Below are 24,231 nucleotides of genomic sequence, written 5' to 3'. Positions count from 1 at the left end.
TATTCCAACTTGAGATTTGTTGAGAGACCTTTTTTCATGCCTATTTCCAATCAAGATTTGCGCAAAGCTGGACTTAAAGTTACCCTTCCACGAATTAAGATTTTGGAATTATTAGAAAATTCAAAACAACATCATCTTAGCGCTGAAGATATTTACAAGACTTTGTTAGAGCAAGGGGAAGATGTCGGCCTTGCGACAGTTTACCGTGTGTTAACACAATTTGAAGCTGCGGGCATTATTCAACGTCATCATTTTGAAAATAACCATTCTGTTTTCGAAATTATGCAAGAAGATCACCACGATCACTTAGTTTGCCAAAACTGTAACAAAGTTATTGAATTTACTAATGATGTTATCGAGAAAGAACAGCATGCTGTAGCAGACCAACATGGGTTTACCTTAACAGGTCACTCGTTAAATCTCTATGGTTACTGTAATGAACCTGAATGTCAGGATGCATTGCGCAAGAAATAATCGTTTTCACATAAAGAAAACAAATAAAAAAGGAAGGTTACGTTTAACCTTCCTTTTTTTATGAAGAAATTACTGGCGGTCAAAAGTCAAATGCTGTTTTTCTTCTGCAATTTGATCTGGACCTTCATTTGCAAGCTTAATCGTCAAACGTAAATCGTTTGGTGAGTCGGCATGTTTAAGCGCATCTTTATAGGTAATTTGACCTGTTTTATATAAGTCAAATAAAGCCTGGTCAAAGGTTTGCATACCGAGTTCACGTGAGCGTTTCATTAAGTCCTTAATTTCATGAATTTCACCTTTACGGATGTAGTCTGAAATTAATGGTGAGTTAATTAAAATCTCAATCGCTGCACGGCGTGAATTTCCATCTGGCGTTGGAATAAGTTGCTGAGCAATCATGGCCTTTAAGTTGAGAGATAAGTCCATATAGAGCTGACTGTGGCGGTCACTTTCAAAGAAGTGAATAATACGGTCGAGTGCTTGGTTAGCGTTGTTGGCGTGCATTGTGGCTAATACAAGGTGACCTGTTTCAGCAAAGCCAATCGCGTAGTCCATTACTTCACGAGAACGGATCTCACCAATTAAGATGACATCGGGTGCTTGTCGTAAAGTATTTTTCAAAGCAATTTCAAACGAGTCAGTATCAATACCGACCTCACGCTGAGTAATAATACAGCCCGCATGTTCGTGAATAAACTCAATCGGGTCTTCAATAGTAATGATATGACCTTTAGAGTTATGGTTACGATGGCTGATCATTGAAGCCAACGAAGTCGATTTACCAGTACCTGTTGCGCCTACAAAAATAATAATGCCGCGTTTGGTCATTGATAAATCTTTAAGCACAGAGGGTAACTGTAAGTCATCAATCGAAGGAATTTTAGTTTCAATTCGACGTAGAACCATGCCTGGCATATCGCGTTGCTGAAAAGCACTCACACGAAAACGTGCCGTTTTGTCACGATTCATAATGGCAAAGTTACATTCACGAGTGTCCGCAAATTCTTTACGCTGCTTCTCACTCATAATCGAATGTAAGAGCTGTCCAATTACTTCACCAGAAAGGCTATTCTTTGAAATGGGAACAATTTGACCATTAATTTTCATAGATGGTGCAACACCATCTGTAATAAAAAGATCCGATGATTTTTTTTCAACCATCAGGTTGAGCAAGTCATTAAAATCCATAATTGTATTCTCGCTATTTTGTTATTTTTATAGGAATGATTCAGGTTGTTTTGCCGCAGTACGTGCAGTTTGTGGGCTAATTACACCACGTGACACTAAAGCTTTTAAGCTTTGGTCAAGCGTTGTCATGCCATAGTTAGCACCAGTTTGAATAGCTGAATACATTTGTGCGACTTTGTTTTCACGGATTAAGTTACGAATGGCAGGAATACCAATCATGATTTCATGTGCTGCCACACGACCGCCGCCGTTCTTTTTAAGCAGAGTTTGCGAAATAACGGCTTGCAAAGATTCAGACAGCATGGCACGTACCATGTCTTTTTCTTCGGCAGGGAATACGTCAATCACACGGTCAATGGTTTTAGCGGCAGATGTGGTATGAAGCGTACCAAATACTAAGTGACCTGTTTCGGCAGCTGTAAGGGCCAAACGAATCGTTTCAAGGTCACGCATCTCACCGACCAAAATAATATCTGGGTCTTCACGCAATGCTGAGCGAAGTGCTTCATTAAAGCCATGTGTATCACGATGTACTTCACGCTGGTTAATGAGGCATTTTTTTGACTGGTGTACAAATTCGATTGGGTCTTCAACCGTTAAAATATGGTCATAACGATTTTCATTAATATAGTCCATCATCGCTGCAAGCGTGGTTGATTTACCCGAACCTGTTGGACCTGTAACTAGGACAATCCCGCGAGGATAGTCACAAATGTCTTTAAAGATTTGACCTAAGCCTAAATCTTCCATGGTGAGTACTTTAGATGGAATGGTACGAAATACTGCGCCAGCACCACGGTTCTGGTTAAATGCGTTCACACGGAAACGTGCAACATTAGGTACTTCAAAAGAAAAGTCAGTTTCGAGTTTTTCTTCATAATCACGGCGCTGTTTATCATTCATGATGTCGTACACAAGGCGGTGGACATCTTTATGTTCTAAGGCTGGTAAGTTAATACGACGAACTTCACCATCGACACGAATCATTGGTGGCATGCCAGCAGATAAATGTAAATCGGAAGCGCCATTTTTCACAGAGAAGGCGAGTAGCTCTGTAATATCCATAATTTCCCCAAGTAAATCAAAATATGTCATTATTTTGTAGAATAATATACGGCTTTCACCGAGGCTTACCAACACCTCGCTTTAGGTGAAAAGCAAAAAAGTTTTTTGAAAATGAGAACCTTGTCAATGAATTACCTGCAAGATGCGCGGCAGCACGTATTACAGCAAATTAAAACTGCTTGTGAGCATGCTCAGCGTGCGCCTGAAACTGTGCAACTTTTAGCCGTATCAAAAACACATCCAAGTGAAAGATTGCGTGAAATGTATGCAGCAGGGCAAAGGGCATTCGGCGAAAACTATTTACAAGAAGCTTTGGATAAAATTGAAGCTCTGCATGACTTAGACATTGAATGGCATTTTATTGGTCATGTTCAACGCAACAAAACTAAGCATTTGGCTGAAAAGTTTGATTGGGTGCATGGTGTAGATCGCTTGATTATTGCAGAGCGATTGTCTAACCAACGTGGTGATGAGCAAGCTGCACTTAATATTTGTTTGCAAGTGAATATTGATGGGCAAGACAGTAAAGATGGCTGTGCTCCGGAAGAAGTTGCTGAATTGGTTGCTCAAATTAGTCACCTGCCAAAAATTAAACTACGTGGCTTAATGGTCATTCCGGCACCAGACAATACCGCTGCTTTCGCAGATGCTAAAAAGCTATTTGATGAGGTGAAAGGGCAACATGCTCATGCGCAAGACTGGGATACATTAAGCATGGGAATGTCAGGCGATTTAGACGCTGCAATTGCAGCAGATTCAACCATGGTTCGTGTAGGAACGGCATTGTTTGGTAAGCGTGACCCGATTGAAAAAAAATAACTTTTACGGTTTAGCTAAATATTTTGTGGTGGAACTGTAATCAATTAATTTAAATTTAATTTTCCTCGCTTATAACCCAAATATTTTATATTTGAGTGTGTAATGTATGGATTTGTTGCATGTTTTCATTCTGGCAATTATTCAGGGCTTTGCTGAATTATTGCCAGTTTCTAGTTCCGCACACGTTATTTTAGCTGAAAAGCTCATGGGGTATGATCCATCTGCACCTGACATGACTTTCTTACTTGTAATGTTACATACAGGTACGATGTTTGCAGTGATCGTCTACTTTTGGAAATCTTGGAAAAAAACCTATTTTTCTTCTTGGGAAAGTTTTAAAAAACAAGCGTTCTATATTATTTTGGCAACGCTCATTACAGGCGTACTCGGTTTAGCGCTCCAATCTATGATTAAGCATGTGTTTTTCGGTGGCGCGAGCAGTTTCGAAATTGAGCATTTGTTTAGTAACTCAAAACTCATGGCAGCTGCGCTGATTTCGGCAGGTGTACTTATTATTTTATCTTCGCGTTTAGATCGCGGCCAGCAAGGTGAAATTAGTTTGCGTAGTGCTTCTATTATTGGGGCAGTGCAGGCGTTATGTTTACCTTTCCGTGGCTTTTCACGTTCTGGTGCAACCATCTCTACAGGTTTATTTTTAGGTGTATCTCGCCAAAAGGCTGAAGAGTTCAGTTTTGCGTTGGCTGTGGTATTAACACCAGCAGTGATTTTAAAAGAATTATATCGTTTAGTTCATGCCCAAGGCTTACAAACTGTAGCTCATGGACAAGTGTTCCATTCGATGGTTCCAAGCTTGTTGGGTATGTGCTTTAGCTTTGGTGCTGGTCTCTTGGCATTGAAATGGTTGTCTTCATGGTTAGAACATGGCCGTTGGCATTTATTTGGTTTGTACTGTATTGGTTTTGCAATTGTCGTACTCTGCGTGAATTAATTTTTTGATGTTTTAAAATAAAAAATTAGTAAAAGACCATACAAGAAAAAGGGGAGTAAATGAAACGCCCCTTTGTTCTATAAGATTCATTAAATTCCAGATAGGAAATCTTGGTAAGTTAACCCACGACTTCAATGGTGCTCGCACCAGCACCAAGTGGTTTCACTTGAATTTGTACAGGAATACGCTCATGCATTTCTTGAATGTGTGAAATAAGAATGACCTGACGACCCTGATTTTGCAATTGGTCTAAAGCATTCATAACCATGTGCAAAGATGATGCATCCAAAGTACCAAAACCTTCATCAATAAACAGCGATTCAATTTTCATTGAACCTGATGCCATGTTGGCGATTGCCAAAGACAAGGCCAGTGCAGTTAGGAACGACTCCCCACCAGATAAAGATGCAACTGAGCGGGTTTCTCCATCCATATCGTGGTCAATAATGGCAAGGCTTAAAGACTGATCTAGGCGTTTTAGCGTATAACGTTGTGACAGCATCGCCAATTGCTGGTTGGCATGTTCAACTAAAATATCTAGGTGATATTGCTGGGCATAGTCACGGAACTCTTTACCTTTAGCGTCGCCAATGAGACCTGAAATTTTGCTCCAGCGATGTTCTTCTTGCTGAATATTCTGAATTTGCTCGGCGTATTGTTGCTGTTTAGCAAGGTTTTGTTGGTGCACTTCAAATTTCAACTTTAGCCCGTCACGTGCTTCAAGCTGTGCTTTGAGCTTTGCAATATTGTCTTGAATGAGTATAACGAGTTTTTCATATTCAATATCTGGCTGAGTTTGTAAGTGCTCGCTTAATTGCTCTTGCATCGTTTTAAGGGCAGAAGAGGCTTCACTTAATAAACGTTCGGCATGATTAAGACGGTTACGAATGTCTTGCTCTTGTGCAGAATTAATCTGTATGAGCGCCGTAAGATCAGATGCCTGAAAATCAGTATGGGCTTTTAACCAGTTTTGAATTTGCTCATCAACCTGATATTGATGTTGTTCTGTGTGTTTATACTGATGTTTAAGTTGATCGAGCGATTGTTTTTGCTGTTCAAAGTGTTGTCTGGTTTGTTCGAAACGCTGTTTAGCCTCATGATACGCCGTTTGTTGTTGCTGACGTTTAGCGTCATGCTCAATTAACCATTCATGCGGCTTAATATCCGAACGGCCCGTCATTTGCTGAATGAGCGATACCGCTTTTTCGTTATTTTGTTGACCTTTAAGCGTAATCTCTTGGAGATTTTGATCGATCTCATCAATTTGCTTGGTCATTTGTTCAAGGCTAGCAGTCAACATTTTAAGTTCTTGCTGCTGTTGTTCAAAACGCTGTGAAAGCTGTTCTTGTTGTTCAAGTTGCTTAGCACGTACATCCAGAATAGCCCAAGTTTGCTTAGCTGTTTGGCTACTTGCTTGCTGCCATGCCTGCTGTTCGGTTTCCGATAAACACTCAACAATATGTTGAACTTGTTGTTGCCATTGCTGTGCTGTATTAAGCAAACTTTCATTACGCTGAATCGTTTGAACAAGCTGATTATGCTGTTTAATGGCTTGGGTTAAACGTACGTTTTCTGAGTCAAATGAACTTATGGTAGTTTGTGCTGCTTGTCTGAGTTCGTTAAGCGTTTGCAAGATTTTTTCAGGTGCTTGATTAAGCTCAATGTGTAATTGATTGAGGTTAAACCCTTGCTTAAGTTCTTGCTGTAAGTGCGTTTGTTTTACTTGCAGTTGAGCTAGGTATTTCTGAACTTGTTCAAGCTCGGCACGGCACTGAGTAAGTGCATGTTGCTGGGTTTGCCATGCATTAAACTTAGTTTGCTCGAGTGCAATAGCTTGTTGCTCTTGCTGTTGCTGCAAATCGAACAAGGCTTTGGAGACCGCACTGTCATCAACACGGTAGGGGTGATGGGTACTTCCACAGACTAAACACGCTTCACCTTCTTTAAGATTGGCCCGTAACTGCTCAATATTTTCGGTGTGTAGTAAACGCTGCTGTTGTAGGATGTGTTGTAGTTTTTCACGTTCAGTTTTTGCTGTTTGGTAGTCTTGTTCAGCTAACTGGCAAACGGTTTTAAGCTGCTGCTCTTGCGCGGAGGCTTGAGTATGTTTTTCAGTGAATTGCTGAAGCTCAGCATATATCTCATGATAAATTTTTATTTTCTGTTGAATCAGATCTAACTGCGTGACTTGAGCAAGTTTCTGATCTTTGTATTTACGCTGTTGTTCAAGCTTTAACTCAATCTGTTCAACGGTGCCTAGTGAAGCTGTGAGTTGTTCGAGTTCACTTTTAGCTTCCGATAGCTTTTGGCGAGCAAGGGTAGGGTTTCCAATCTGTTGTTCAATCGTTTTGTAATTTTGAATAAATTGCCCAAGCTGATGTAGATGCGCTGAGAGGCCTTTATCCAACACAGCATATTGCTGAGTCTGAATAAGCTGCTGTTGTAGATGAATTTTGTTCTGCTCAAGCTGTGTAACCTGCTGTTGTACAGCGTTTTGCTGTTGTTGCAGTGGGCTTAGTTTGTGCTCAAGTACCTGTTTTTTTTCTTTGCACTTTTTATATTCATCAGCAATAAAAGCACGTTCTTGAATGGACTGTCGAACTTGATTTAAAGCATGTTGATGCTGTTGCTCAAAATCGAGGGTTTGTTTGAGCTGTTGTTCTGCAAGTTGATATTGTTTTTGTTCCGTTTCAAAAACTTGTACCAACTCATTAAACTTGGTTTGTGCTTGCTGAATTTGCGGCTCAAGCTGTTGTAGGGTTTGTAAATTTTGAGCTTGCTGAAAAACTTGTGGGCGTATTTCAGAGAAAACTTCGAGCCGTTTTAATTGCTCACGTTCACCAGCCATTTGTTGATGATGATTTTGTTGAGTTTGAAACTGTTGCTGTTTAGCTTGAACTTCTTGCTCAAGTTTTGCTTTGCGTTCAAACCATTGTTGCTGTTTGTCTAAGACATGTTTTTGTTGTTCTAACTGTTGATAGTTTTGTTCAGCTTGCTGGTATTGTGCGGTAAATGCAGCAATTTCTTCATCAGACAAAATTTCAATGTGGCCTAAGAACTCTTCAAGCTGTTTACGCTGCTTTGCAATATCTGCTGTTTTACGAAAAGCCAGCTCACCAATTTTGGCGAAGATACTGGAGTTGGTTAGGTATTCAAGTAACTCACCGCGTTCGCTGTCTCGTGCTTTTAAAAATGCGGTCACTTCTGACTGCGCAAGTAATACGGCCCGCGTAAACTGTTCAAATGAAAGCTGGGTAATTTGTTTAACTTTTTCATCAACCGCTTTGGCTTTGTCGGCAAGCACCACACCATCGGTTAGGCATTTTAAGTGACGCTGTACACTTTGTAATTTACCATTTGGGTTTTCACGGGCACGTTTAATTTCCCAGCGCGCCAAATAGCGTTTTTGATCTTGTGCAATAAAGCAAAGTTCAGCAAAACCATGTCCTGTACCACGGCGTAAGACAGTTAAAGGAGAGTTAGTGAGTAACTCTGAACCATCAACATCTTTTAATTTGCCATCACTGTCTTTCAAGCGAGGTACCCGATTAAACAAGGCCAGACACATGGCATCTAAAATGGTCGACTTACCAGCCCCCGTTTTTCCCACAATCGCAATGAGACCTGCATGGGCGAGGGGTGCGCTTTCAAAATCAATAAAGTGTTCATCAGAAAGAGATGCCAGATTTTTTATTCGAATGGATAAAATTTTCATGACATATCCTTAAGGGTTTGCATCATTTACAAGATTTTTTTGTGCTTCTTGTACCAGACTCAGAAAATCTTTTAAGACCGCATCATCGGCGCTGTAACCTTGTTTTTCCCAAATACTCTGAAATAACTTTTCTGGTGTTGGTGGTTCAAGAACAATTTGCTGAGTGGCATTTGAATCAGTGGTGTCTTTGTTTATATATTGACGTGAAATACGTACTAAACGATAGCGATCAGGCGGTAGGGCCGCTTCAAACTGCTGACGTAAATTAGGCTGCGGCGGCGTTAAACTATAGTATTCAATATCGACATATTCACGGTGGTCAATATTTTCAATCACGCCGTGAGGTAAGGCTTTGAGTTGTTGCAGCACTTCGTTTAGTTCACCACGAATGCGGTGCAATTGTATGCAACGTGGAATTTCGACAGCTTCAAATTGCAAACGGCTGTCTGTGTCTTGAGTCGGGTCAATTTTGACTTCAACCACTTGGTGTTTATAGTTAATTTCACTAAAAGAAAGTGGAATGGGTGAGCCGCTATAACGAATGTGCGGCTGACCTACTTTTTGTGGTTTATGTAAGTGTCCTAAAGCGACATAATCGACAGCATCTTCAAATAATGTCGTTGAAAGCGCTTCTTCATTACCAATAATAATCGGGCGTTCAGAGTCGGATGTTTCCCCACCTTGCATATGGGCATGCGACATCAAAATCAGGGCTTGGTCTGGTGTCTTACGACGTTTGGCTTCGGCAATGAGTTGCTGATGCAAATAGGCAATCGCATTTTTGCTGTTGGTGGTATGTTCGTTAAAACCCGTAATTTCGGCCGAGCGTAAAAAAGGCAGGGCTAGGCACCATGCCACAATATCTTGATTTTGATTATAAATGGGTAAAAGTAGTCGATCGAGATCTAGGGTTTTATCTTCATTCCAGCGAACCACGCCCACGGTTTTTGCATTGTATTTTTCTAAAAGTGGTTCGACCTGTTCAATACGGTAGCCTGAGTCATGGTTACCCGCAATCATGAGCGTTTGCATGTGCGGTGCAATACGATGTGCATCTGCTAAAAATTGGTAGAGTTGTTTTTGTGCTTGTGAACCTGGGTTAATGACATCAAAAATATCACCAGCAATGAGCAGGGCATGCGGTTGTTTTTCTTGAATTTGAGTGAGTAACCAGCTTAAAAATTGTTGGTGTTCGTAGTGGCGTGAATGATTATAAAAAAACTGTCCCAAATGCCAGTCAGAAGTATGTAGAAAATGTACGGACATAGAAACAGACATCAAGCCAAAATAAACACAGATACGTTAGCATAAATTGGCAGGAGATTTTATCAAGACATTTTAAAGTGCTCGTTATTTAAGCCTGCCGTAAAACCCGAATTAAATTGTTCCTTTTAAACCCTGCTTTGTTACTATCAGGTCAAACCATGAACTTTGAGAACAAAATGACTATTCATGAATACGAAGTAAAAATACAGTGGGAAGGCAATACGGGCACAGGCACTTCATCTTATCGTTCATATAAACGAGACTTTAGTATTCAGCATCCGCAAAAGGTTACCATTCAAGGTTCATCAGACCCAGCCTATTTAGGTGATATGACCAGATGGAACCCAGAAGATTTGTTGGTTGCATCAGCTTCTGCTTGTCATAAGCTTTGGTATTTACACCTATGTGCAGTCAATCATATTCACGTTGTGAGTTATGTCGACAAAGCACTGGGGTTTATGGAGGATGCAGATCCAGTTAAACGTGGTCACTTTACCCAAATTATTTTAAGACCAGAGATTGTTTTGGAAAAAGGTGCTGACCAAGCGCTTGCAGCAAAATTGCATGAAGAAGCGCATCATGAATGCATGATTGCCAATTCGGTGAATTTCCCAATTACATGTGAAGCCAGTTTTAGCTTTGCTGAATAATCAATATGAAATAGCCACCGATAAAAAGGCGGTGGCTATAAATTAAAAATAAATAGAGTCGTTAAATAAGATCTTTAAGCTGCATTTTCATCGACTTGAAAAATACCAAAAACGTTGTGATCTAAATCGACAAAATAGCCATGCCAAGCGCGACCGGGAATAGCGAATTTATCCATCGCCACAATACCACCTTGCGCTAAAATTTTTGCAGCCACTTCATCGAAGTTTTCGACCTGAACCGAGCAGGTAAATGCATTGGTGCCATATTCCATTGGCGGCGTTTGTGCAGGGCGTTTTAATAGACCACCCATAATTGAAGGTGTCTCTATACGGTAATATTCAATCGGTAAGTTTTTATCGAGTTTAAATTGCCAGCCGAATACAGCTTGATAAAACTGCGCATCGCGGGCAGGGTTTGAGGACTGGATTTCAAAATAGGCAATATTGTTCATATTATTTAAAACATATTTTTATGGTGTAAAAAGTATACGCATGGCTTTCATGGCTATGAAATAACGATTGTGTACGTTGAGCGTAAAATGAACGTGCTAGAAAATAAAAACCGACGATTCGAGTGATGAGAGAATCGTCGGTCAAAGACTTCATCAAGGGTTTGGCTGCTAACAAAACCTAATCTGAAGGAAGAAAGAGTCGTAATGAAAGGTCACCGAAACAATTTTGCGGATGCCGTGCAAAGGAAGTATTCGGTTGCTGCGACCTTGTTACTCTATATAACGTCAAGAGATTCGGATTGGTTGACAGAAAAATGAAAAAAAAATGAAAAAAATTTATAATTATTTTTTGAACCCATAAATTAGGCAAAAATATGACCAAATTACGTTCTTACTTTCTCTGGTTTTTTGCTATATGCATCATACTTACCTTAATTGTAGGCGTTGTTGCAGCACTATTGCCAGCGAGTGTAGGTGGTATTTTAACAGCCGTTCCATATTTAGGTGCAATGATTTTTGTCTTATTCAGATTTTTAAAGAAAGAACGCCGTGCTCCGACTGTACCAGAAAAAAAGAAATTTACTTTAGGGTTTACCCTCATATTCTGGGGCTATAACTTATGCGGTGTTTTATTTGGTTTGTTTTTATTTTCAAGACAAGACCCTGAAATTTTGCAAAACTTTATGCTTTACCTCAAGCAGCCTCAGTTCTTAAGTATTATGGTCATTATGATTTTAATGCTGGCTATTCCGCTTTATTTAATTACCTACTGGTTTTATGGCAAACAGGCACAACGCATGGCTGACAAAATGTTGAATGTACAATAGATCACTACAAAAACAGCTACGATTAAATATAAATGAGTTTTATATAATGAAATAAAACAATTGTCCTCAGCTTAGGAGGAAATATGAATAAGAATGTATTAATCACGGGTGCTAGTGGTTTTATCGGAACGCACTTAATTAAGTTCCTATTACAAAAAAATTATAATGTGATTGCTGTTACACGGCAGGCTGGAAAGGAATCTGACCATCCTGCCTTGCAGTGGGTACAAAAGTTTGAAGATATTACGACCCGTCAAATTGACTATGTGGTGAATTTGGCTGGTGCAAATATTGGTGAGAAACGCTGGACCGAGTCACGTAAAAAACAACTCATCGAAAGCCGTGTAAATACGACCCGAAAATTGTATGCGTGGCTCAAACAATCTGAAATTTTTCCAGAAGTGATTGTTTCTGGCTCGGCCATTGGCTATTACGGGATTGATGTTCAAGAAAAGTGGGTAGAGGAGTGCACTGAACAAAGCTCGCCACAGCCTATTTTTATGTCTCGACTTTGCCAAGAGTGGGAACAAGCAGCGTTAGCAGACGCTCAGCAAAACACTAAAATTATTCGCTTAGGTGTAGTGTTTGGGCAGGGCGGTGGCATTTTGCCTAAAATGTTATTTCCTATTCGACTCAATTTAGTGGGTCAAATTGGTCATGGTCGTCAGCCTGTGGTGTGGATACACATTGAAGATGTGTTAAATGCGATCGAGTTTATATTTAAACATCCTCAATCTGCTCAAACTCATAATGTGGTGGCACCAGAAAACGTGACTCAAAAGGTATTTATTGAACAAGCAGCAGAGGTTTTAAATAAGAAACCAATATTATCAGCACCAAGCACGGTTTTTCGCTATTTGTTAGGAGAACAGTCGCAATTGATTTTGAATGGTCAATACGTTAAACCCACAGCCTTACAAGCAGAAGGATTTGAGTTTACTTATCCTCAATTGAAAATGGCTTTAGAAAATATACTCGCGTCAGGCTAAGATTTTATTTTGCAAACGCTCTGGCGAATATGCTTTGGCATCAACTAAAGTTGGTTGCCTTAGCATAAGCTGACGGAGCAATTGCGCAGAGCCTGCACCCATACAGAGACCGTTTCTAAAATGACCAAAGTTTGCCCAGAGGTTATCCATCTCAGGCATTTTGCCAATATAGGGAACGCCATTTGGTGAACTTGGTCTTAGGCCTGCCCAGCGCTGTACGATCGGGAAATTGGCCAGTTCAGGCACCATTTCTAAACACGCTTCTAAAATATTGTGCTGAGTCGTTTCGTCGGTAGAAGTGTCAAAGCCACGATGTGCCATGCTAGACCCACACACAATATGCCCGTCCATACGTGGAATCAAATACATGACTCGATTCATACACATGGTCGGTAGCCAGTGAGCAGGGGTTTTAAATAGCAGCATTTGACCTTGAACAGGTTCGACTGGAATGTCGAGTTGCAATTGAGAGTTCCAGTAATGGCTCCAAGCGCCCGAAGTTATTACAAAATGGTCTGCTGTATGTTTGCGACCATCTTCGGTTTGGAGCACCTGTATCACATCACCTTGTTGAATTAGTTTTTTAACAGCAGCGTGTTCAAAAAACTCAACATTTGGATGTTGTTTTAAATAACTAATGAGAGACTGTAATACGCGAGGGTTACGAATATTAGATAGTTCAGGGAAATAAATCGCTTCTTGAAACTGATCGGAAATATGCGGATTGACTTGTTCTAAGGCATCGCGCTGTAAATATTCACAGCGCTGCATCGGTTCTTGATGTTGCTCGGCGTAGGAAAGCCCGATGTCAAAATCTTCTTCATCAAAAATCAGCATGCCTGTGTCATGTATTTCAAAATCAATTCCTGTAACAGGGTAGAGCTTTTGGTTCCATGCTTGATAAGAGGCTTTGCCAAATTGAGCAAGTTGGTTCACTGCATGCACATAACGCCACGGGTACATCGGAGAAAGAATACCTCCGCCAGCCCAAGAGGCTGCTTGTCCCGCTTGTTGTTGATCAAAAATGCTGACTTTACAGCCTTGTTCAACCAACTCCAGCGCAGACATTAATCCACTTATGCCCGCGCCAATGATTGCAATATGCATGCAGTGTTATCCTTTCTCTGCGAACTTAGTTCATTTCCTTGAGTTTTTCAGCAGCGGTTTCTGCAAAGTAAGTCCAGATTCCGTCTGCACCAGCGCGGCGGCAGCACATGAGTGATTCTAAAATCACTGAATCTGATAACCAGCCATTTTGAATTGCACCAGCTAACATTGCGTATTCGCCACTCACTTGATAAATGAATGTCGGAACACCAAACGTATCTTTCACTTCACGTACCACATCCAGATATGGCATGCCCGGTTTTACAATCACCATGTCGGCGCCTTCTTGAATATCAAGCGCGATTTCATGTAATGCTTCGGCACGGTTGGCAAAGTCCATCTGGTAGTTATATTTATTACCACCTTTTAGGTTGGATGCAGAGCCAACAGCATCACGGAACGGACCATAGAAGCTAGATGCATATTTCGCAGAGTAGGCCATGATGTTGGTATAGATGTGACCATTGGCTTCTAAAGCTTGACGAATTGCGCCAATACGGCCATCCATCATGTCACTTGGTGCAACGACATCAGCACCTGCTTCTGCGTGACTCAATGCTTGTTTAATCAAGCATTCTACAGTCTCGTCATTGAGCACATAGCCAGTGTCATCAATAATGCCGTCTTGACCATGAGTCGTATATGGGTCGAGGGCACCATCAGTAATTAACACCATTTCTGGTAATTCTTTTTTAAGCAAACGGCAGGTGGTTTGTACTAGACCATCTTCACGCCATGCAGCTTCTGCGGTAAGGCTTTTATCTTCTTGCGGGGTAACTGGAAAAAGAGCCAGTTTTGATACGCCTAATTCCAGAAGTCTTTCAGCTTTTTTCAGTAATAAATCTGCCGACAAACGCTGAATGTTTGGCATACTTGGAATATCTTGGGTCTGATTTTGTCCCGGTAATACAAATACTGGATAAATCAAGTGATTGGTAGTGAGCTGTGTTTCGCTGACCATCGCACGCAACTGGTCATTTTTACGGATACGGCGCATGCGAGTGGCTGGAAATGCAGGACGATTGAACGTATAAGTCATAACAATCTCGATGTTCGGTATTACACTAGGATAGGTTGGCGGATATTCCATTACTGTCAACCGACTGCTGTATTGTAGCCCCATAATGCTGGATTTGTACAAAATTATGGGTGTTTATCATGCTTTTAAATTTAGGCAATGTATGAGTGATGAAAAGAAAAATTGGACTGGGAACATCCATTTAGGTGCAAAAACTGATCTGACTGTGGTGCTCAACCAATTATGTAAGGCGTTTAATAGCTCTCCTTTTTTTAAGCATAGTGGAATGATTATGCGTGTGGTAGATGGCCACATTGAAGGCTATATCGAGATGCAACCCAACCTGATTGGTAATCTGGCATTTCAGATTTTGCATGGCGGCGTTGCTGCAACTTTGCTTGATAGTATTGGTGGAATTGTGGCAATGGAACACCTCTATCGCCGTTCGACTCCTGAAACTTTAACCGAAACCATTAAGCAAGTATCACGCTTGGCAACTGTCGATATGCGGGTAGATTATTTGGCTCCGGGACGCGGTAAGTATTTTATTGCACGTGCGGAAGTGTTACGTTTAGGTCGTAAGGGCTGCACTATGCGCATGACGATGGTCAATGATGAAGATAAAGCCATCGCAGCAGGGATTGCTTCATATGCCTATTAGGCGATGAATTGAACCATTTTAAAGCGCCATGTGCGCTTTTTTTAGTGCTTAAAAAGCTGGAATTTTCATAAAAACTTTGAGATAAACATTAATTTAATTAGAACGAACGCATGAGTTATATTTTTTTATTCTCATATTGTGAGGTTTTAGCGTTAAAATTGACTGCTTTGACAATGCGATATGTCTTGTTTATAGAAAAATAAAAACTCTATAACAAGGTGTAGTGCGAGATTGATGGCAAAGCCAACTCATCTTTAGGAACATACCATGACTGATGCACAAAGCAATGTACAAGAAACAGTGCCAACAACATCTGCCTCGGATGACAACAACCAAAACAAGCGCAAAAAATTTCTTGGTTTTTTTGCGCTGATTTTATTGATCGCCGCTATTTTGTATGCAATTTGGGCATTATTTTTAAATCACTCTGTAAGTACAGATAATGCCTATGTCGGTGCAGAAACCGCGCAAATTACCTCAATGGTGAGCGGTCAGGTCGCTCAGGTTTTGGTAAATGATACTCAAACAGTACATCGGGGTGATGTGCTGGTTCGTATTGATGAACGTGATGCCAAAATTGCATTGGCTCAAGCTGAGGCAGAACTTGCTAAAGCAAAACGCCAATACAAACAGACTGCGGCAAACAGTAGCTCTTTAAACTCCCAAGTTGTGGTTCGTGCTGACGAAATTAACAGTGCCAAAGCACAAGTTGCACAGGCACAGGCCGACTACGATAAAGCCGCTTTAGAACTCAACCGTCGTACGCAGCTTGCTGCCTCTGGTGCGGTATCTAAAGAAGAACTCACCAAGGCACAAAGTGCAGTGGAAACAGCTAAAGCAGGGCTAGAGCTTGCTAAAGCTGGTTTAGCACAAGCGTCTTCAAGCCGTAAAGCTGCTGAAAGTACTTTAGCTGCTAACGAAGCCTTAATTCAGGGTGTAAGCGAAACATCGACTCCGGATGTACAAGTTGCGCAGGCCCATGTTGAACAAGCACAGCTTGATTTAGAGCGTACCGTGATTCGTGCGCCAGTTGATGGTGTTATTACGCGCCGCAATATTCAAGTTGGTCAACGCGTTGCACCGGGTACGAGCATGATGATGATTGTGCCGCTGAACGAGTTATATGTAGATGCGAACTTTAAAGAAAGTCAGTTGAAAAAAGTCCGTCCGGGTCAACCCGTGACACTGACTTCAGATTTATATGGTGATGACGTTGAATACCACGGCAAAGTGGTAGGCTTCTCTGGTGGTACAGGCTCTGCCTTTGCCTTAATTCCGGCTCAAAATGCAACAGGTAACTGGATTAAAGTGGTTCAACGCTTACCGGTTCGTATTGCACTTGACCCGAAAGAACTTGCTGAACACCCACTGCGTGTTGGCTTGTCGATGGAAGCAAAAGTCGACTTATCTGCGAAGTAAACGCTTATGAAAACGCAAACACCTTTTGCCGAGTTAAGCGGTGGCCGTTTACTACTGGCAGCGTTTGTTATTGCCTTGTCGAACTTTATGGTCGTACTTGATACAACCATTGCCAATGTCTCTGTACCGCATATTACCGGTAACCTTGCCGTCTCAAGTACACAAGGGACATGGGTTGTTACGTCCTATGCAGTTGCAGAAGCGATTTGTGTACCTTTAACAGGCTGGCTTGCGGGCCGCTTTGGAACGGTGCGGGTCTTTATCTTTGGTTTAATTGGCTTTACGGTCTTTTCTTTCCTATGCGGTTTGGCAACATCGTTAGAAATGTTGGTGTTTTTCCGTATTGGACAGGGGCTTTGTGGTGGTCCACTTATGCCACTCAGCCAAACTTTGCTTATGCGTATTTTCCCTCAGGAAAAACATGCACAGGCCATGGGGCTATGGGCAATGACTACCGTCGTGGGGCCAATTTTAGGACCAATTTTAGGCGGTCTGATTAGTGACAACTTGTCTTGGCACTGGATCTTCTTTATTAACTTACCTGTCGGTATTGTCTGTGTATTAGCAGCAATGCGCTTGTTAAGAGTGGCTGAAACAGAAACCATTTCTTTAAAAATTGATACGGTTGGTTTAGGACTGTTGGTACTTTGGATTGGTGCGCTACAACTCATGCTCGACTTAGGGCACGAACGCGACTGGTTTAATAGTACCAGCATTGTGGTGTTAGGCTTAACTGCCGCCATTGGCTTTGTGGTGTTCCTGATATGGGAACTCACCGACAAGCACCCCGTCGTGGATGTGAAAGTCTTTAGGCATAGGGGCTTTGCCATATCGGTACTGGCCTTGTCGCTTGGCTTTGGCGCGTTCTTCGGCAGTATTGTATTGATACCGCAGTGGCTGCAAATGAACCTTTCTTACACCGCCACGTGGGCCGGATATTTAACCGCCACCATGGGCTTTGGTAGTTTGACCATGTCACCGATTGTGGCAAAACTTTCGACCAAACATGACCCACGTGCACTGGCAAGTTTCGGTTTAATTTTGCTGGGTATAGTGACCTTAATGCGGGCATTCTGGACCACAGATGCTGACTTTATGGCTTTGGCTTGGCCACAAATCCTGCAAGGTTTTGCTGTACCGTTCTTCTTTATTCCACTGTCGAACATTGCACTGGGTTCAGTGTTGCAGCAAGAAATTGCATCTGCTGCGGGCCTCATGAACTTTTTAAGAACCATGGCAGGGGCGATTGGTGCTTCAATTGCAGTGACAGTCTGGGACGACCACGCTAAAGTTGCCCGTAGTGAAATGGTATCAAACCTGAACCCAACTGAAGTACAAAACAACCTTCTGCAAAATGGTTTTACGACTGATTCGACCTTAGGAATTATTTCTAACCTTGTCGATAAAGAAGCCATTACCATGTCGGCAAACCATGTATTTTTGCTGTTTGCGATCGTGTTTGTCTTTGCGGGATTAGTGATTTGGCTGTGTCCAAAACCCAAACAGGTCAGCGGTATGCCTTCTCACTAAACATAAAAAAGCATCTCTTCGGAGGTGCTTTTTTTAGGCTTACTAAAAAATGAGTGAATTTATAAATAGCAGATTTAGCCTGTATTTAAAGAAATAAAGCATGCCAGAATTTGGCAAATCAGTTATAAAAGAATGTGATATCAAGCAAGGAGGCACAACACAGGGCACAGCGTAAATAGCCTTAATCATTTAATATTATTAAAATCTTATTTTTATCAAAGATTAAAAAAACGTAATACCTTAAAACAAAGAAGCTTGCATGGCAATTGCATGGATAGGCAGGCGTATATATTGGAGTTATCACGTGAATAAAAGATATTCATTTTTGTTCAGTAGTTTATTAGCAGTCGGTTTATTACAAGGTTGTGGAGATGACTCCTCGTCAGATCAGCTCAAGGATGATTCAAATACAACCCCACCCAATTTAATTGTTGATAATGACCCGACCAGTTGTAGCAAACTGGCACAAGACGGTTCAAGCGTGGTGGTTGGTTCAAACCAAAATGGTGACCCAGCAGCGCCAGAGGGTGCATCGGGTTATAGACTCGGTAACACGATTAAATACGCAGATAAATATATGGTGGTGGCAAACACACCACTTGCGGTAAAAGCGGGCTGTGATGTTTTAAGAGCAGGCGGTAGCGCAGTCGATGCAGCCGTTGCAGTACAAGCGGTGCTAGGTTTAGTCGAGCCACAATCGAGCACGATTGCGGGTAGTGGTTTTATGATGTATTACGATGCCAAAACCAAAAAAGTCACTGCTTATGATGGCCGTGAAACCGCACCAGCCGCAGCCAATGAATATTATTTAATTCGCCAAGATATATATGACCCAAATTCACCAGCACCTGTGCCAAGTGCGCGCCGTAGCGGTCGCTCGATTGGTGTGCCGGGTGTGATGCGTTTGCTTGAACAAGCACAAAAAGAACATGGCAAACTCAAGTGGAACCAGCTTTTTGGTGAAGCGATTGGTTTGGCTGACAACGGATTCCGCATTCCGGAGCGTTTGGCAGATGCTATTGCAAGCAATGCGAGCAATTTAGCGCTTGATGCAAATGCAATGGCGACCTATTTCTACCCAGATGGTTCACCTCGTAAAGTGGGTGAGACCATGACCAATAAAGCCTATGCAAAAACGCTTGAAGTACTTGCCACGCAAGGCGCAAATGCACTGCACACTGGCCCGATTGCGCAAGCTATTGTGGCAAAAGCAGGGCAAACCGTAGGGGATGACCCAGCAAAAACTCCAATTACTCCAAGTTTGATGACCTTGCAGGATTTATCGAACTATCAGGTTAAAAAACGCGACCCGATTTGTACGACGTATCGTGACCGTTACTATGTTTGTACCATGCCGCCTCCATCTTCGGGAGGGATTGCGGTTGCGCAGACGCTGGGTATTTTAGAAAACTTTGATATGTCGCTTTATCCACCTAAAAACCCTGAAAATGAAGGTGGTGTGCCAGATGTGATGGGGGTGCATTTAGTGTCTGAGGCAGAACGTTTGGCCTATGCTGACCGTGATAAATATGTGGCAGACACTGACTTTGTCGCTTTACCAGCGCAGGGTATTGCAAGCTTTATTGATAAAAATTACTTAAAACAACGTGCTGCACTGATTAACCCGAACCAAAGTATGGGTGTTGCACCAGCGGGTAATTTCAATACAGCAGCAGGTGTCGACACCACTGTTGAACACGGTACAACTCAGTTCACGATTGTAGATGCCTATGGCAATGTGGTTTCAATGACATCGACTGTTGAATCGAGTATGGGTTCATTCCACATGGTGGATGGTTTCTTGCTATCGAATCAGTTAACTGACTTTAGCGCGAACCCTTATGACAGCACGGGAGCACTGGTTGCCAACCGTGTAGAAGGTGGCAAACGCCCACGCAGTACCATGGCGCCAACTTTAGTGTTTAAAGGCACCACGCCAGATGAATTTTATATGGCAACAGGTTCACCAGGTGGCGGCACGATCATTCAATATGTGGTTAAAACTTTGGTAGGTGCGCTGGACTGGAACTTAAACGCTCAGCAGGCGACTTCGCTTGTAAACTTTGGCGCAACCAATAGCAAAAACACCAATGTGGATAGTTCAAATGTACAGCTTTCTTTGCTTGATTTGATTGAAGGCTTAAAAGCAAAAGGGCATGGCATATCGAACTCTGCGCAAACCAGCGGTATTTCAACGATTATGAAAGTAAATATTAATAATCAAAGTAAATACGCAGGTGGGGTAGACCCACGCCGTGAAGGTATTGTGTTAGGCAATGGTGCTTTATAGACAAAATTTTAAAAAAGCTGTCATTTTTGCCAGCTTTTTTATGTGGCCCTTGAAAAAAACAAAAGGGACTCAATTATGTAAATATGTTCATCAGTAGCAGACTGTTGATAAATTGCACAGCATTTTATTTTAGTTATGCTATGATGTTCAGACATTCATGGGGATGTTATTGGCTTCGACGCTGGTGATGAAACTCATAGATGCATGCCGAGAGCGCATTTTCTCTCGTAAATCAAATTTGCATATTTTAGTCGCAAACGACGAAACTTACGCTCTAGCTGCCTAAGGGCAGTTTGTCCGCTTCCTAGAATACTTGTGGTTTAGGAACCCGACCGTAGCGCACGCACACAAGTCCGTATAGAGTCAAGCCTCGGGGCTTTATACCAAACTTAGAGGATCGCACCTTGTACCCTGTTCGTCGGGTCACTTGGTGTTAAAACAATAGACGATATCTAAGCATGTAGTATTCTCGAGCGTAGTGCTGGCGGACGCGGGTTCAACTCCCGCCATCTCCACCAAAATTCGTGAAAAGCCCTGAAACGTAAGTTTCGGGGTTTTTTATTGGAAATTAATAAGTAAAAATTAAAATCTAACTTTAAAATAAAATATATTCAGTTTATTTTAAAGTTAACTATATAAATCATTTAGATAAAATGAAATATTGCAATCATCAAATAAAATATTTTGCTTGGGAAATAACAAAGAAACGTTCAGCAGCTGATGTTGATCGTTTGTCACAGTCATTATTTGATGCTCAAGTAGATGTAAATCCTCATCAAATTGAGGCTGCACTTTTCGCTTTAAATAATCCTTTAAGTAAAGGTGTTATTCTTGCTGATGAAGTTGGTTTGGGAAAAACAATCGAAGCCGCTTTGGTACTTTGTCAATATTGGGCAGAAAGACGTCGAAATTTATTAATTATTTGTCCTGCATCTTTACGAAAACAATGGGCGCAAGAATTACAGGATAAGTTTAATTTACCTACCCAAGTTTTAGACTTAAAAACTTGGAACATGGCACGTAAAGATGGCATTTATGATCCATTTAAAAATGGAAAAATTTCAATTATTTCTTATCCTTTTGCAAATCGAATGGAACACGCTTTAGCACAAATTCCATGGGATCTAGTTGTGATTGATGAGGCGCATAAGTTACGTAATGCACATCGTTCAACTAATAAAATTGGAAATAGTTTAAAACGTTCTTTAAGGGGTAAGAAAAAACTATTACTTACAGCAACGCCATTACAAAATACGTTAATGGAATTGTACGGACTCAGCACAATTATTGATGAACATTTGTTCGGAGATGAGAAAGCATTCCGGAGTCGATATGTGGTTGATGGCGATATTCAATCACTGAAAAAAAGAATCCAGCAATTTATGCAAAGGACATTGCGAAAAGATGTTTTGGAATATGTACCTTATACCAATCGCCACGCTCTAACTGTTCCTTTTAAGCCTACTGATGATGAGCAAACCTTATATGATTCAATCAGTGAGTACTTACAAAGAGATGTAAGTTATGCATTCCCTCAGCAACAAAAGCATTTAATTTCAATTGTTTTAAGAAAGCTTTTAGCTTCATCAACTCCTGCTGTAATCGCAACATTAGAGGCAATTCAAGCACGTCTTCAAAAATTGTTGGAACAACAGACTTTAGATGACGATTGGTTAAGTAATTTTATTCTTGATGAGGATATGGATGAAGAGTTATTGGATGACATGGATGATGAAATAGGTCATGAACAAATAGATACCAAATTAATTAAATCTGAAATTGCAGAAATTGAACGTTATATACAGCAAGCTTATAAAATTAAAGATGACAGTAAAACTTTTGCTTTACTTTCAGCTATTGAGCAAGGTTTTGCTCGAATGTTTGAAATGGGGGCTAAACGAAAAGCTGTTATTTTTACTGAGTCTAAACGCACGCAAGAGTATTTAATCACATTTCTAGAAGCTCGTGGTTATAACGGGAAAGTTATAGGATTTAATGGCAGTAATACATCTGCAATAAACACAGGTATTTACCAAAAATGGCTAGGTAAATATATGGGAAGTCATCATGTTACAGGTTCTCCTGCAATTGATCGGCGCACGGCTTTAATCGATTTTTTTAAAAATGATGCAGAAATATTGATTGCAACTGAAGCAGCAGCTGAAGGTGTAAATTTACAGTTTTGTTCATTGGTTATTAACTATGATTTGCCTTGGAATCCACAACGTGTAGAGCAGCGAATTGGGCGGTGCCATCGTTATGGACAAGAGTTTGATGTTGTTGTTGTAAATTTTTTAAATGAAAGAAATGAAGCAGATCAACGAGTTCTAGAGTTGCTTAAGGATAAGTTTCAATTGTTTGATGGTGTATTTGGTGCATCAAATGATATCTTAGGAACGGTTGAAAGTGGTATTAATTTTGAAAAGCGGATTTCTGAGATTTATGATCAGTGTCGCAGTCCAGAAGAGATAGAACAAAGCTTTAAGCAATTAAGAGATGAACTTGAAGAACAAATCAATGAAAAAATGAAACGGACTCAAGCATTATTACTTGAGCATTTTGATGCAGATATTCATGATTTGTTAAAGATTCAAAAAGAACGAGCCGAACTTCAGCTAGATAAAATTAGTCGATTATTTTGGCAATCTACAAAGTATATTCTTGAAAGATTTGCTAAATTTCACGACCACAATTTAAGTTTTGATTTAACTAAATCTCCAGTTTTGAATGCACCTTCAGGGAAGTATCAACTTATACGTAAAGGTGAGCGGATTCCTGAAAATACCTTTATTTATCGTTTAACTCACCCTTTGGGTGAATTTGTACTTGATAATGCTAAAGGACTGTTAACACCTAAACAACTGATCCAATTTGATTATAGTCGGTATGGTCAAAAGGTAGCTTTACTGGAAGAGTTAAAAGGGCAAAAGGGCTGGTTATCTATTACGGTATTAAGCTTAGACTCCTTTCAGGAAGAAGAACATCTTGTGATTACTGCAATGACAGATGCTGGCAAAGTTTTAGACCACGATCTATGTGAGCGTTTACTTCAAGTTAATGCCACAGTTACTTGTGATATATCAGATAACGTCCCTGACATATTTCAAGCAAATATAGATAAACAATACCAAGTTGCTTTAAATCATGCTTTAGAACTCAATGATGATTTTTTCAAAAAAGAGCGAGATAAGTTGGAACAGTGGGCAGAAGATAGCTTACTTTCGGTAGAAAAAATGCTTGAAGATATAAAGTTAAAAATATCTAGTCTTAAACGCGAGTCTCGAAAAGCACCTGATATTGAAACTGAAAAACGACTACAGGAAGAAATACAAAAAGCTGAAAAAGAAAAACGACGGATGAGACAACAAGTTTTTGATGTTGAAGATGAAATAGCGGATAAGCGTGATGCAATGATTGATGCACTAGAACAAAGGTTACATCGTTCCAGCAAAGCTGAAAACTTATTTATAGTTCAATGGAAAGTTGTTTAAAATAAAAATGGATTATTAAAACTTTTGAGATTGAGAGTAAAAATGGGTATCTTAGATAAATTAAATAACTTCGCAACTAAGTGTGCTGAAGGTGCTTCTAAACTTGAAGAAAAAACAGCAAAGCTGGCTGAAAATGCTAAGAACTATGCTGAGGAAGAAAGAGTTAAGGATTTTTATAAAATTAAAGCTGAATTAATTGAGATAAATAAAAAGCAGAAAGATGCAGGTATTGAAGAAACAACAATTTTTGATTTCTTTAAAGACCGTTCTGAATATGCAGATTTATTAGAGTTGGAACGAAATAAACAGAATTAAAGTTTT

19 protein-coding genes and 1 other RNA gene are annotated in these 24,231 nt (G+C 40.7%); 13 read left to right on the top strand and 7 right to left on the bottom strand.

Features of this window, described 5'->3' with window-relative positions; genetic code table 11:
* Positions 1-36: 36 nt before the first annotated feature.
* The gene (gene fur, locus I8T81_RS14560; protein ID WP_004703287.1) at positions 37-474 is read left to right on the top strand and encodes a ferric iron uptake transcriptional regulator; all 438 of its coding nucleotides are present in this window, start codon (positions 37-39) and stop codon (positions 472-474) included.
* 69 nt (positions 475-543) lie between these two features.
* Here fur and I8T81_RS14555 read toward each other — a convergent pair whose 3' ends face one another.
* A complete protein-coding gene (locus I8T81_RS14555; protein ID WP_004703285.1) occupies positions 544-1,662 on the bottom strand; it encodes a PilT/PilU family type 4a pilus ATPase in 1,119 nt (372 codons plus the stop codon).
* A gap of 27 nt (positions 1,663-1,689) precedes the next feature.
* A complete protein-coding gene (locus I8T81_RS14550; RefSeq protein WP_025469189.1) occupies positions 1,690-2,727 on the bottom strand; it encodes a type IV pilus twitching motility protein PilT in 1,038 nt (345 codons plus the stop codon).
* A 126-nt stretch (positions 2,728-2,853) separates the two neighbouring features.
* Here I8T81_RS14550 and I8T81_RS14545 point away from each other — a divergent pair, with 126 nt between their 5' ends.
* Both I8T81_RS14545 and I8T81_RS14540 read left to right on the top strand, forming a co-directional pair.
* Positions 2,854-3,546, top strand: coding sequence for a YggS family pyridoxal phosphate-dependent enzyme (locus tag I8T81_RS14545; protein ID WP_198071542.1), 693 nt, complete (start codon positions 2,854-2,856; stop codon positions 3,544-3,546).
* Positions 3,547-3,652: 106 nt separating this feature from the next.
* Positions 3,653-4,495 (top strand): undecaprenyl-diphosphate phosphatase, encoded by an 843-nt coding sequence (locus I8T81_RS14540; RefSeq protein ID WP_068933939.1) that lies wholly within the window; start codon positions 3,653-3,655, stop codon positions 4,493-4,495.
* 118 nt (positions 4,496-4,613) lie between these two features.
* On the opposite strand, the gene I8T81_RS14535 is transcribed toward I8T81_RS14540, so the two are convergent.
* Together I8T81_RS14535 and I8T81_RS14530 are read right to left on the bottom strand one after the other, a co-directional pair.
* A complete protein-coding gene (locus I8T81_RS14535) occupies positions 4,614-8,210 on the bottom strand; it encodes an AAA family ATPase (RefSeq protein ID WP_198071541.1) in 3,597 nt (1,198 codons plus the stop codon).
* A gap of 9 nt (positions 8,211-8,219) precedes the next feature.
* Positions 8,220-9,488: an exonuclease SbcCD subunit D gene (locus I8T81_RS14530; protein ID WP_198071540.1), complete on the bottom strand. Its 1,269-nt coding sequence runs from the start codon at positions 9,486-9,488 to the stop codon at positions 8,220-8,222.
* Between the two features lie 164 nt (positions 9,489-9,652).
* Here I8T81_RS14530 and I8T81_RS14525 point away from each other — a divergent pair, with 164 nt between their 5' ends.
* Positions 9,653-10,126, top strand: coding sequence for an OsmC family protein (locus tag I8T81_RS14525; RefSeq protein ID WP_198071539.1), 474 nt, complete (start codon positions 9,653-9,655; stop codon positions 10,124-10,126).
* Between the two features lie 74 nt (positions 10,127-10,200).
* Here I8T81_RS14525 and I8T81_RS14520 read toward each other — a convergent pair whose 3' ends face one another.
* A complete protein-coding gene (locus tag I8T81_RS14520; RefSeq protein ID WP_198071538.1) occupies positions 10,201-10,578 on the bottom strand; it encodes a VOC family protein in 378 nt (125 codons plus the stop codon).
* Positions 10,579-10,952: 374 nt separating this feature from the next.
* Between I8T81_RS14520 and I8T81_RS14515 the strand changes: the two genes are divergently transcribed.
* Positions 10,953-11,405, top strand: coding sequence for an ABZJ_00895 family protein (locus I8T81_RS14515; protein ID WP_004703268.1), 453 nt, complete (start codon positions 10,953-10,955; stop codon positions 11,403-11,405).
* Positions 11,406-11,488: 83 nt separating this feature from the next.
* Complete coding sequence (locus tag I8T81_RS14510; protein ID WP_198071537.1) at positions 11,489-12,394, top strand: TIGR01777 family oxidoreductase; 906 nt, start codon at positions 11,489-11,491, stop codon at positions 12,392-12,394.
* On the opposite strand, the gene I8T81_RS14505 is transcribed toward I8T81_RS14510, so the two are convergent.
* Positions 12,386-13,501 (bottom strand): NAD(P)/FAD-dependent oxidoreductase, encoded by a 1,116-nt coding sequence (locus I8T81_RS14505; protein WP_198071536.1) that lies wholly within the window; start codon positions 13,499-13,501, stop codon positions 12,386-12,388. The genes I8T81_RS14510 and I8T81_RS14505 overlap by 9 nt on opposite strands.
* Positions 13,502-13,526: 25 nt before the next feature.
* Positions 13,527-14,540 carry a porphobilinogen synthase gene (gene hemB, locus I8T81_RS14500; RefSeq protein ID WP_151792548.1) on the bottom strand — a complete coding sequence of 338 codons (1,014 nt, stop codon included), beginning with the start codon at positions 14,538-14,540 and terminating at the stop codon, positions 13,527-13,529.
* Positions 14,541-14,682: 142 nt separating this feature from the next.
* Between hemB and I8T81_RS14495 the strand changes: the two genes are divergently transcribed.
* From I8T81_RS14495 to I8T81_RS14465, 7 genes are all read left to right on the top strand, one after another.
* The gene (locus I8T81_RS14495) at positions 14,683-15,180 is read left to right on the top strand and encodes a thioesterase family protein (protein ID WP_004703260.1); all 498 of its coding nucleotides are present in this window, start codon (positions 14,683-14,685) and stop codon (positions 15,178-15,180) included.
* A 267-nt stretch (positions 15,181-15,447) separates the two neighbouring features.
* The gene (locus I8T81_RS14490; RefSeq protein ID WP_019456813.1) at positions 15,448-16,599 is read left to right on the top strand and encodes an EmrA/EmrK family multidrug efflux transporter periplasmic adaptor subunit; all 1,152 of its coding nucleotides are present in this window, start codon (positions 15,448-15,450) and stop codon (positions 16,597-16,599) included.
* 6 nt (positions 16,600-16,605) lie between these two features.
* Complete coding sequence (locus tag I8T81_RS14485) at positions 16,606-18,129, top strand: DHA2 family efflux MFS transporter permease subunit (RefSeq protein WP_077163484.1); 1,524 nt, start codon at positions 16,606-16,608, stop codon at positions 18,127-18,129.
* Between the two features lie 304 nt (positions 18,130-18,433).
* Positions 18,434-20,419 (top strand): gamma-glutamyltransferase, encoded by a 1,986-nt coding sequence (gene ggt, locus I8T81_RS14480; protein ID WP_198071535.1) that lies wholly within the window; start codon positions 18,434-18,436, stop codon positions 20,417-20,419.
* Between the two features lie 159 nt (positions 20,420-20,578).
* Positions 20,579-20,937, top strand: a transfer-messenger RNA (tmRNA) gene (ssrA, locus tag I8T81_RS14475).
* A gap of 135 nt (positions 20,938-21,072) precedes the next feature.
* Entirely contained in the window at positions 21,073-23,910 is a 2,838-nt protein-coding gene (locus I8T81_RS14470) for an SNF2-related protein (RefSeq protein WP_198071534.1), read from the top strand.
* Positions 23,911-23,952: 42 nt separating this feature from the next.
* Positions 23,953-24,225 carry a hypothetical protein gene (locus I8T81_RS14465; RefSeq protein WP_198071533.1) on the top strand — a complete coding sequence of 91 codons (273 nt, stop codon included), beginning with the start codon at positions 23,953-23,955 and terminating at the stop codon, positions 24,223-24,225.
* Positions 24,226-24,231: the final 6 nt, after the last annotated feature.

It is taken from the genome of Acinetobacter seifertii (genome assembly GCF_016064815.1).
In the GTDB taxonomy this organism is placed as follows: domain Bacteria; phylum Pseudomonadota; class Gammaproteobacteria; order Pseudomonadales; family Moraxellaceae; genus Acinetobacter; species Acinetobacter seifertii.
This window is presented reverse-complemented; position numbering and strand designations above follow the sequence as displayed.

Excerpts from the sequence above, each read along its gene's own strand:
- fur (WP_004703287.1), top strand. The coding sequence starts at position 37 with ATGCCTATTTCCAATCAAGATTTGCGCAAAGCTGGACTTAAAGTTACC.
- I8T81_RS14555 (WP_004703285.1), bottom strand. The coding sequence starts at position 1,662 with ATGGATTTTAATGACTTGCTCAACCTGATGGTTGAAAAAAAATCATCG.
- I8T81_RS14550 (WP_025469189.1), bottom strand. The coding sequence starts at position 2,727 with ATGGATATTACAGAGCTACTCGCCTTCTCTGTGAAAAATGGCGCTTCC.
- I8T81_RS14545 (WP_198071542.1), top strand. The coding sequence starts at position 2,854 with ATGAATTACCTGCAAGATGCGCGGCAGCACGTATTACAGCAAATTAAA.
- I8T81_RS14540 (WP_068933939.1), top strand. The coding sequence starts at position 3,653 with ATGGATTTGTTGCATGTTTTCATTCTGGCAATTATTCAGGGCTTTGCT.
- I8T81_RS14535 (WP_198071541.1), bottom strand. The coding sequence starts at position 8,210 with ATGAAAATTTTATCCATTCGAATAAAAAATCTGGCATCTCTTTCTGAT.
- I8T81_RS14530 (WP_198071540.1), bottom strand. The coding sequence starts at position 9,488 with ATGTCTGTTTCTATGTCCGTACATTTTCTACATACTTCTGACTGGCAT.
- I8T81_RS14525 (WP_198071539.1), top strand. The coding sequence starts at position 9,653 with ATGACTATTCATGAATACGAAGTAAAAATACAGTGGGAAGGCAATACG.
- I8T81_RS14520 (WP_198071538.1), bottom strand. The coding sequence starts at position 10,578 with ATGAACAATATTGCCTATTTTGAAATCCAGTCCTCAAACCCTGCCCGC.
- I8T81_RS14515 (WP_004703268.1), top strand. The coding sequence starts at position 10,953 with ATGACCAAATTACGTTCTTACTTTCTCTGGTTTTTTGCTATATGCATC.
- I8T81_RS14510 (WP_198071537.1), top strand. The coding sequence starts at position 11,489 with ATGAATAAGAATGTATTAATCACGGGTGCTAGTGGTTTTATCGGAACG.
- I8T81_RS14505 (WP_198071536.1), bottom strand. The coding sequence starts at position 13,501 with ATGCATATTGCAATCATTGGCGCGGGCATAAGTGGATTAATGTCTGCG.
- hemB (WP_151792548.1), bottom strand. The coding sequence starts at position 14,540 with ATGACTTATACGTTCAATCGTCCTGCATTTCCAGCCACTCGCATGCGC.
- I8T81_RS14495 (WP_004703260.1), top strand. The coding sequence starts at position 14,683 with ATGAGTGATGAAAAGAAAAATTGGACTGGGAACATCCATTTAGGTGCA.
- I8T81_RS14490 (WP_019456813.1), top strand. The coding sequence starts at position 15,448 with ATGACTGATGCACAAAGCAATGTACAAGAAACAGTGCCAACAACATCT.
- I8T81_RS14485 (WP_077163484.1), top strand. The coding sequence starts at position 16,606 with ATGAAAACGCAAACACCTTTTGCCGAGTTAAGCGGTGGCCGTTTACTA.
- I8T81_RS14470 (WP_198071534.1), top strand. The coding sequence starts at position 21,073 with ATGAAATATTGCAATCATCAAATAAAATATTTTGCTTGGGAAATAACA.
- I8T81_RS14465 (WP_198071533.1), top strand. The coding sequence starts at position 23,953 with ATGGGTATCTTAGATAAATTAAATAACTTCGCAACTAAGTGTGCTGAA.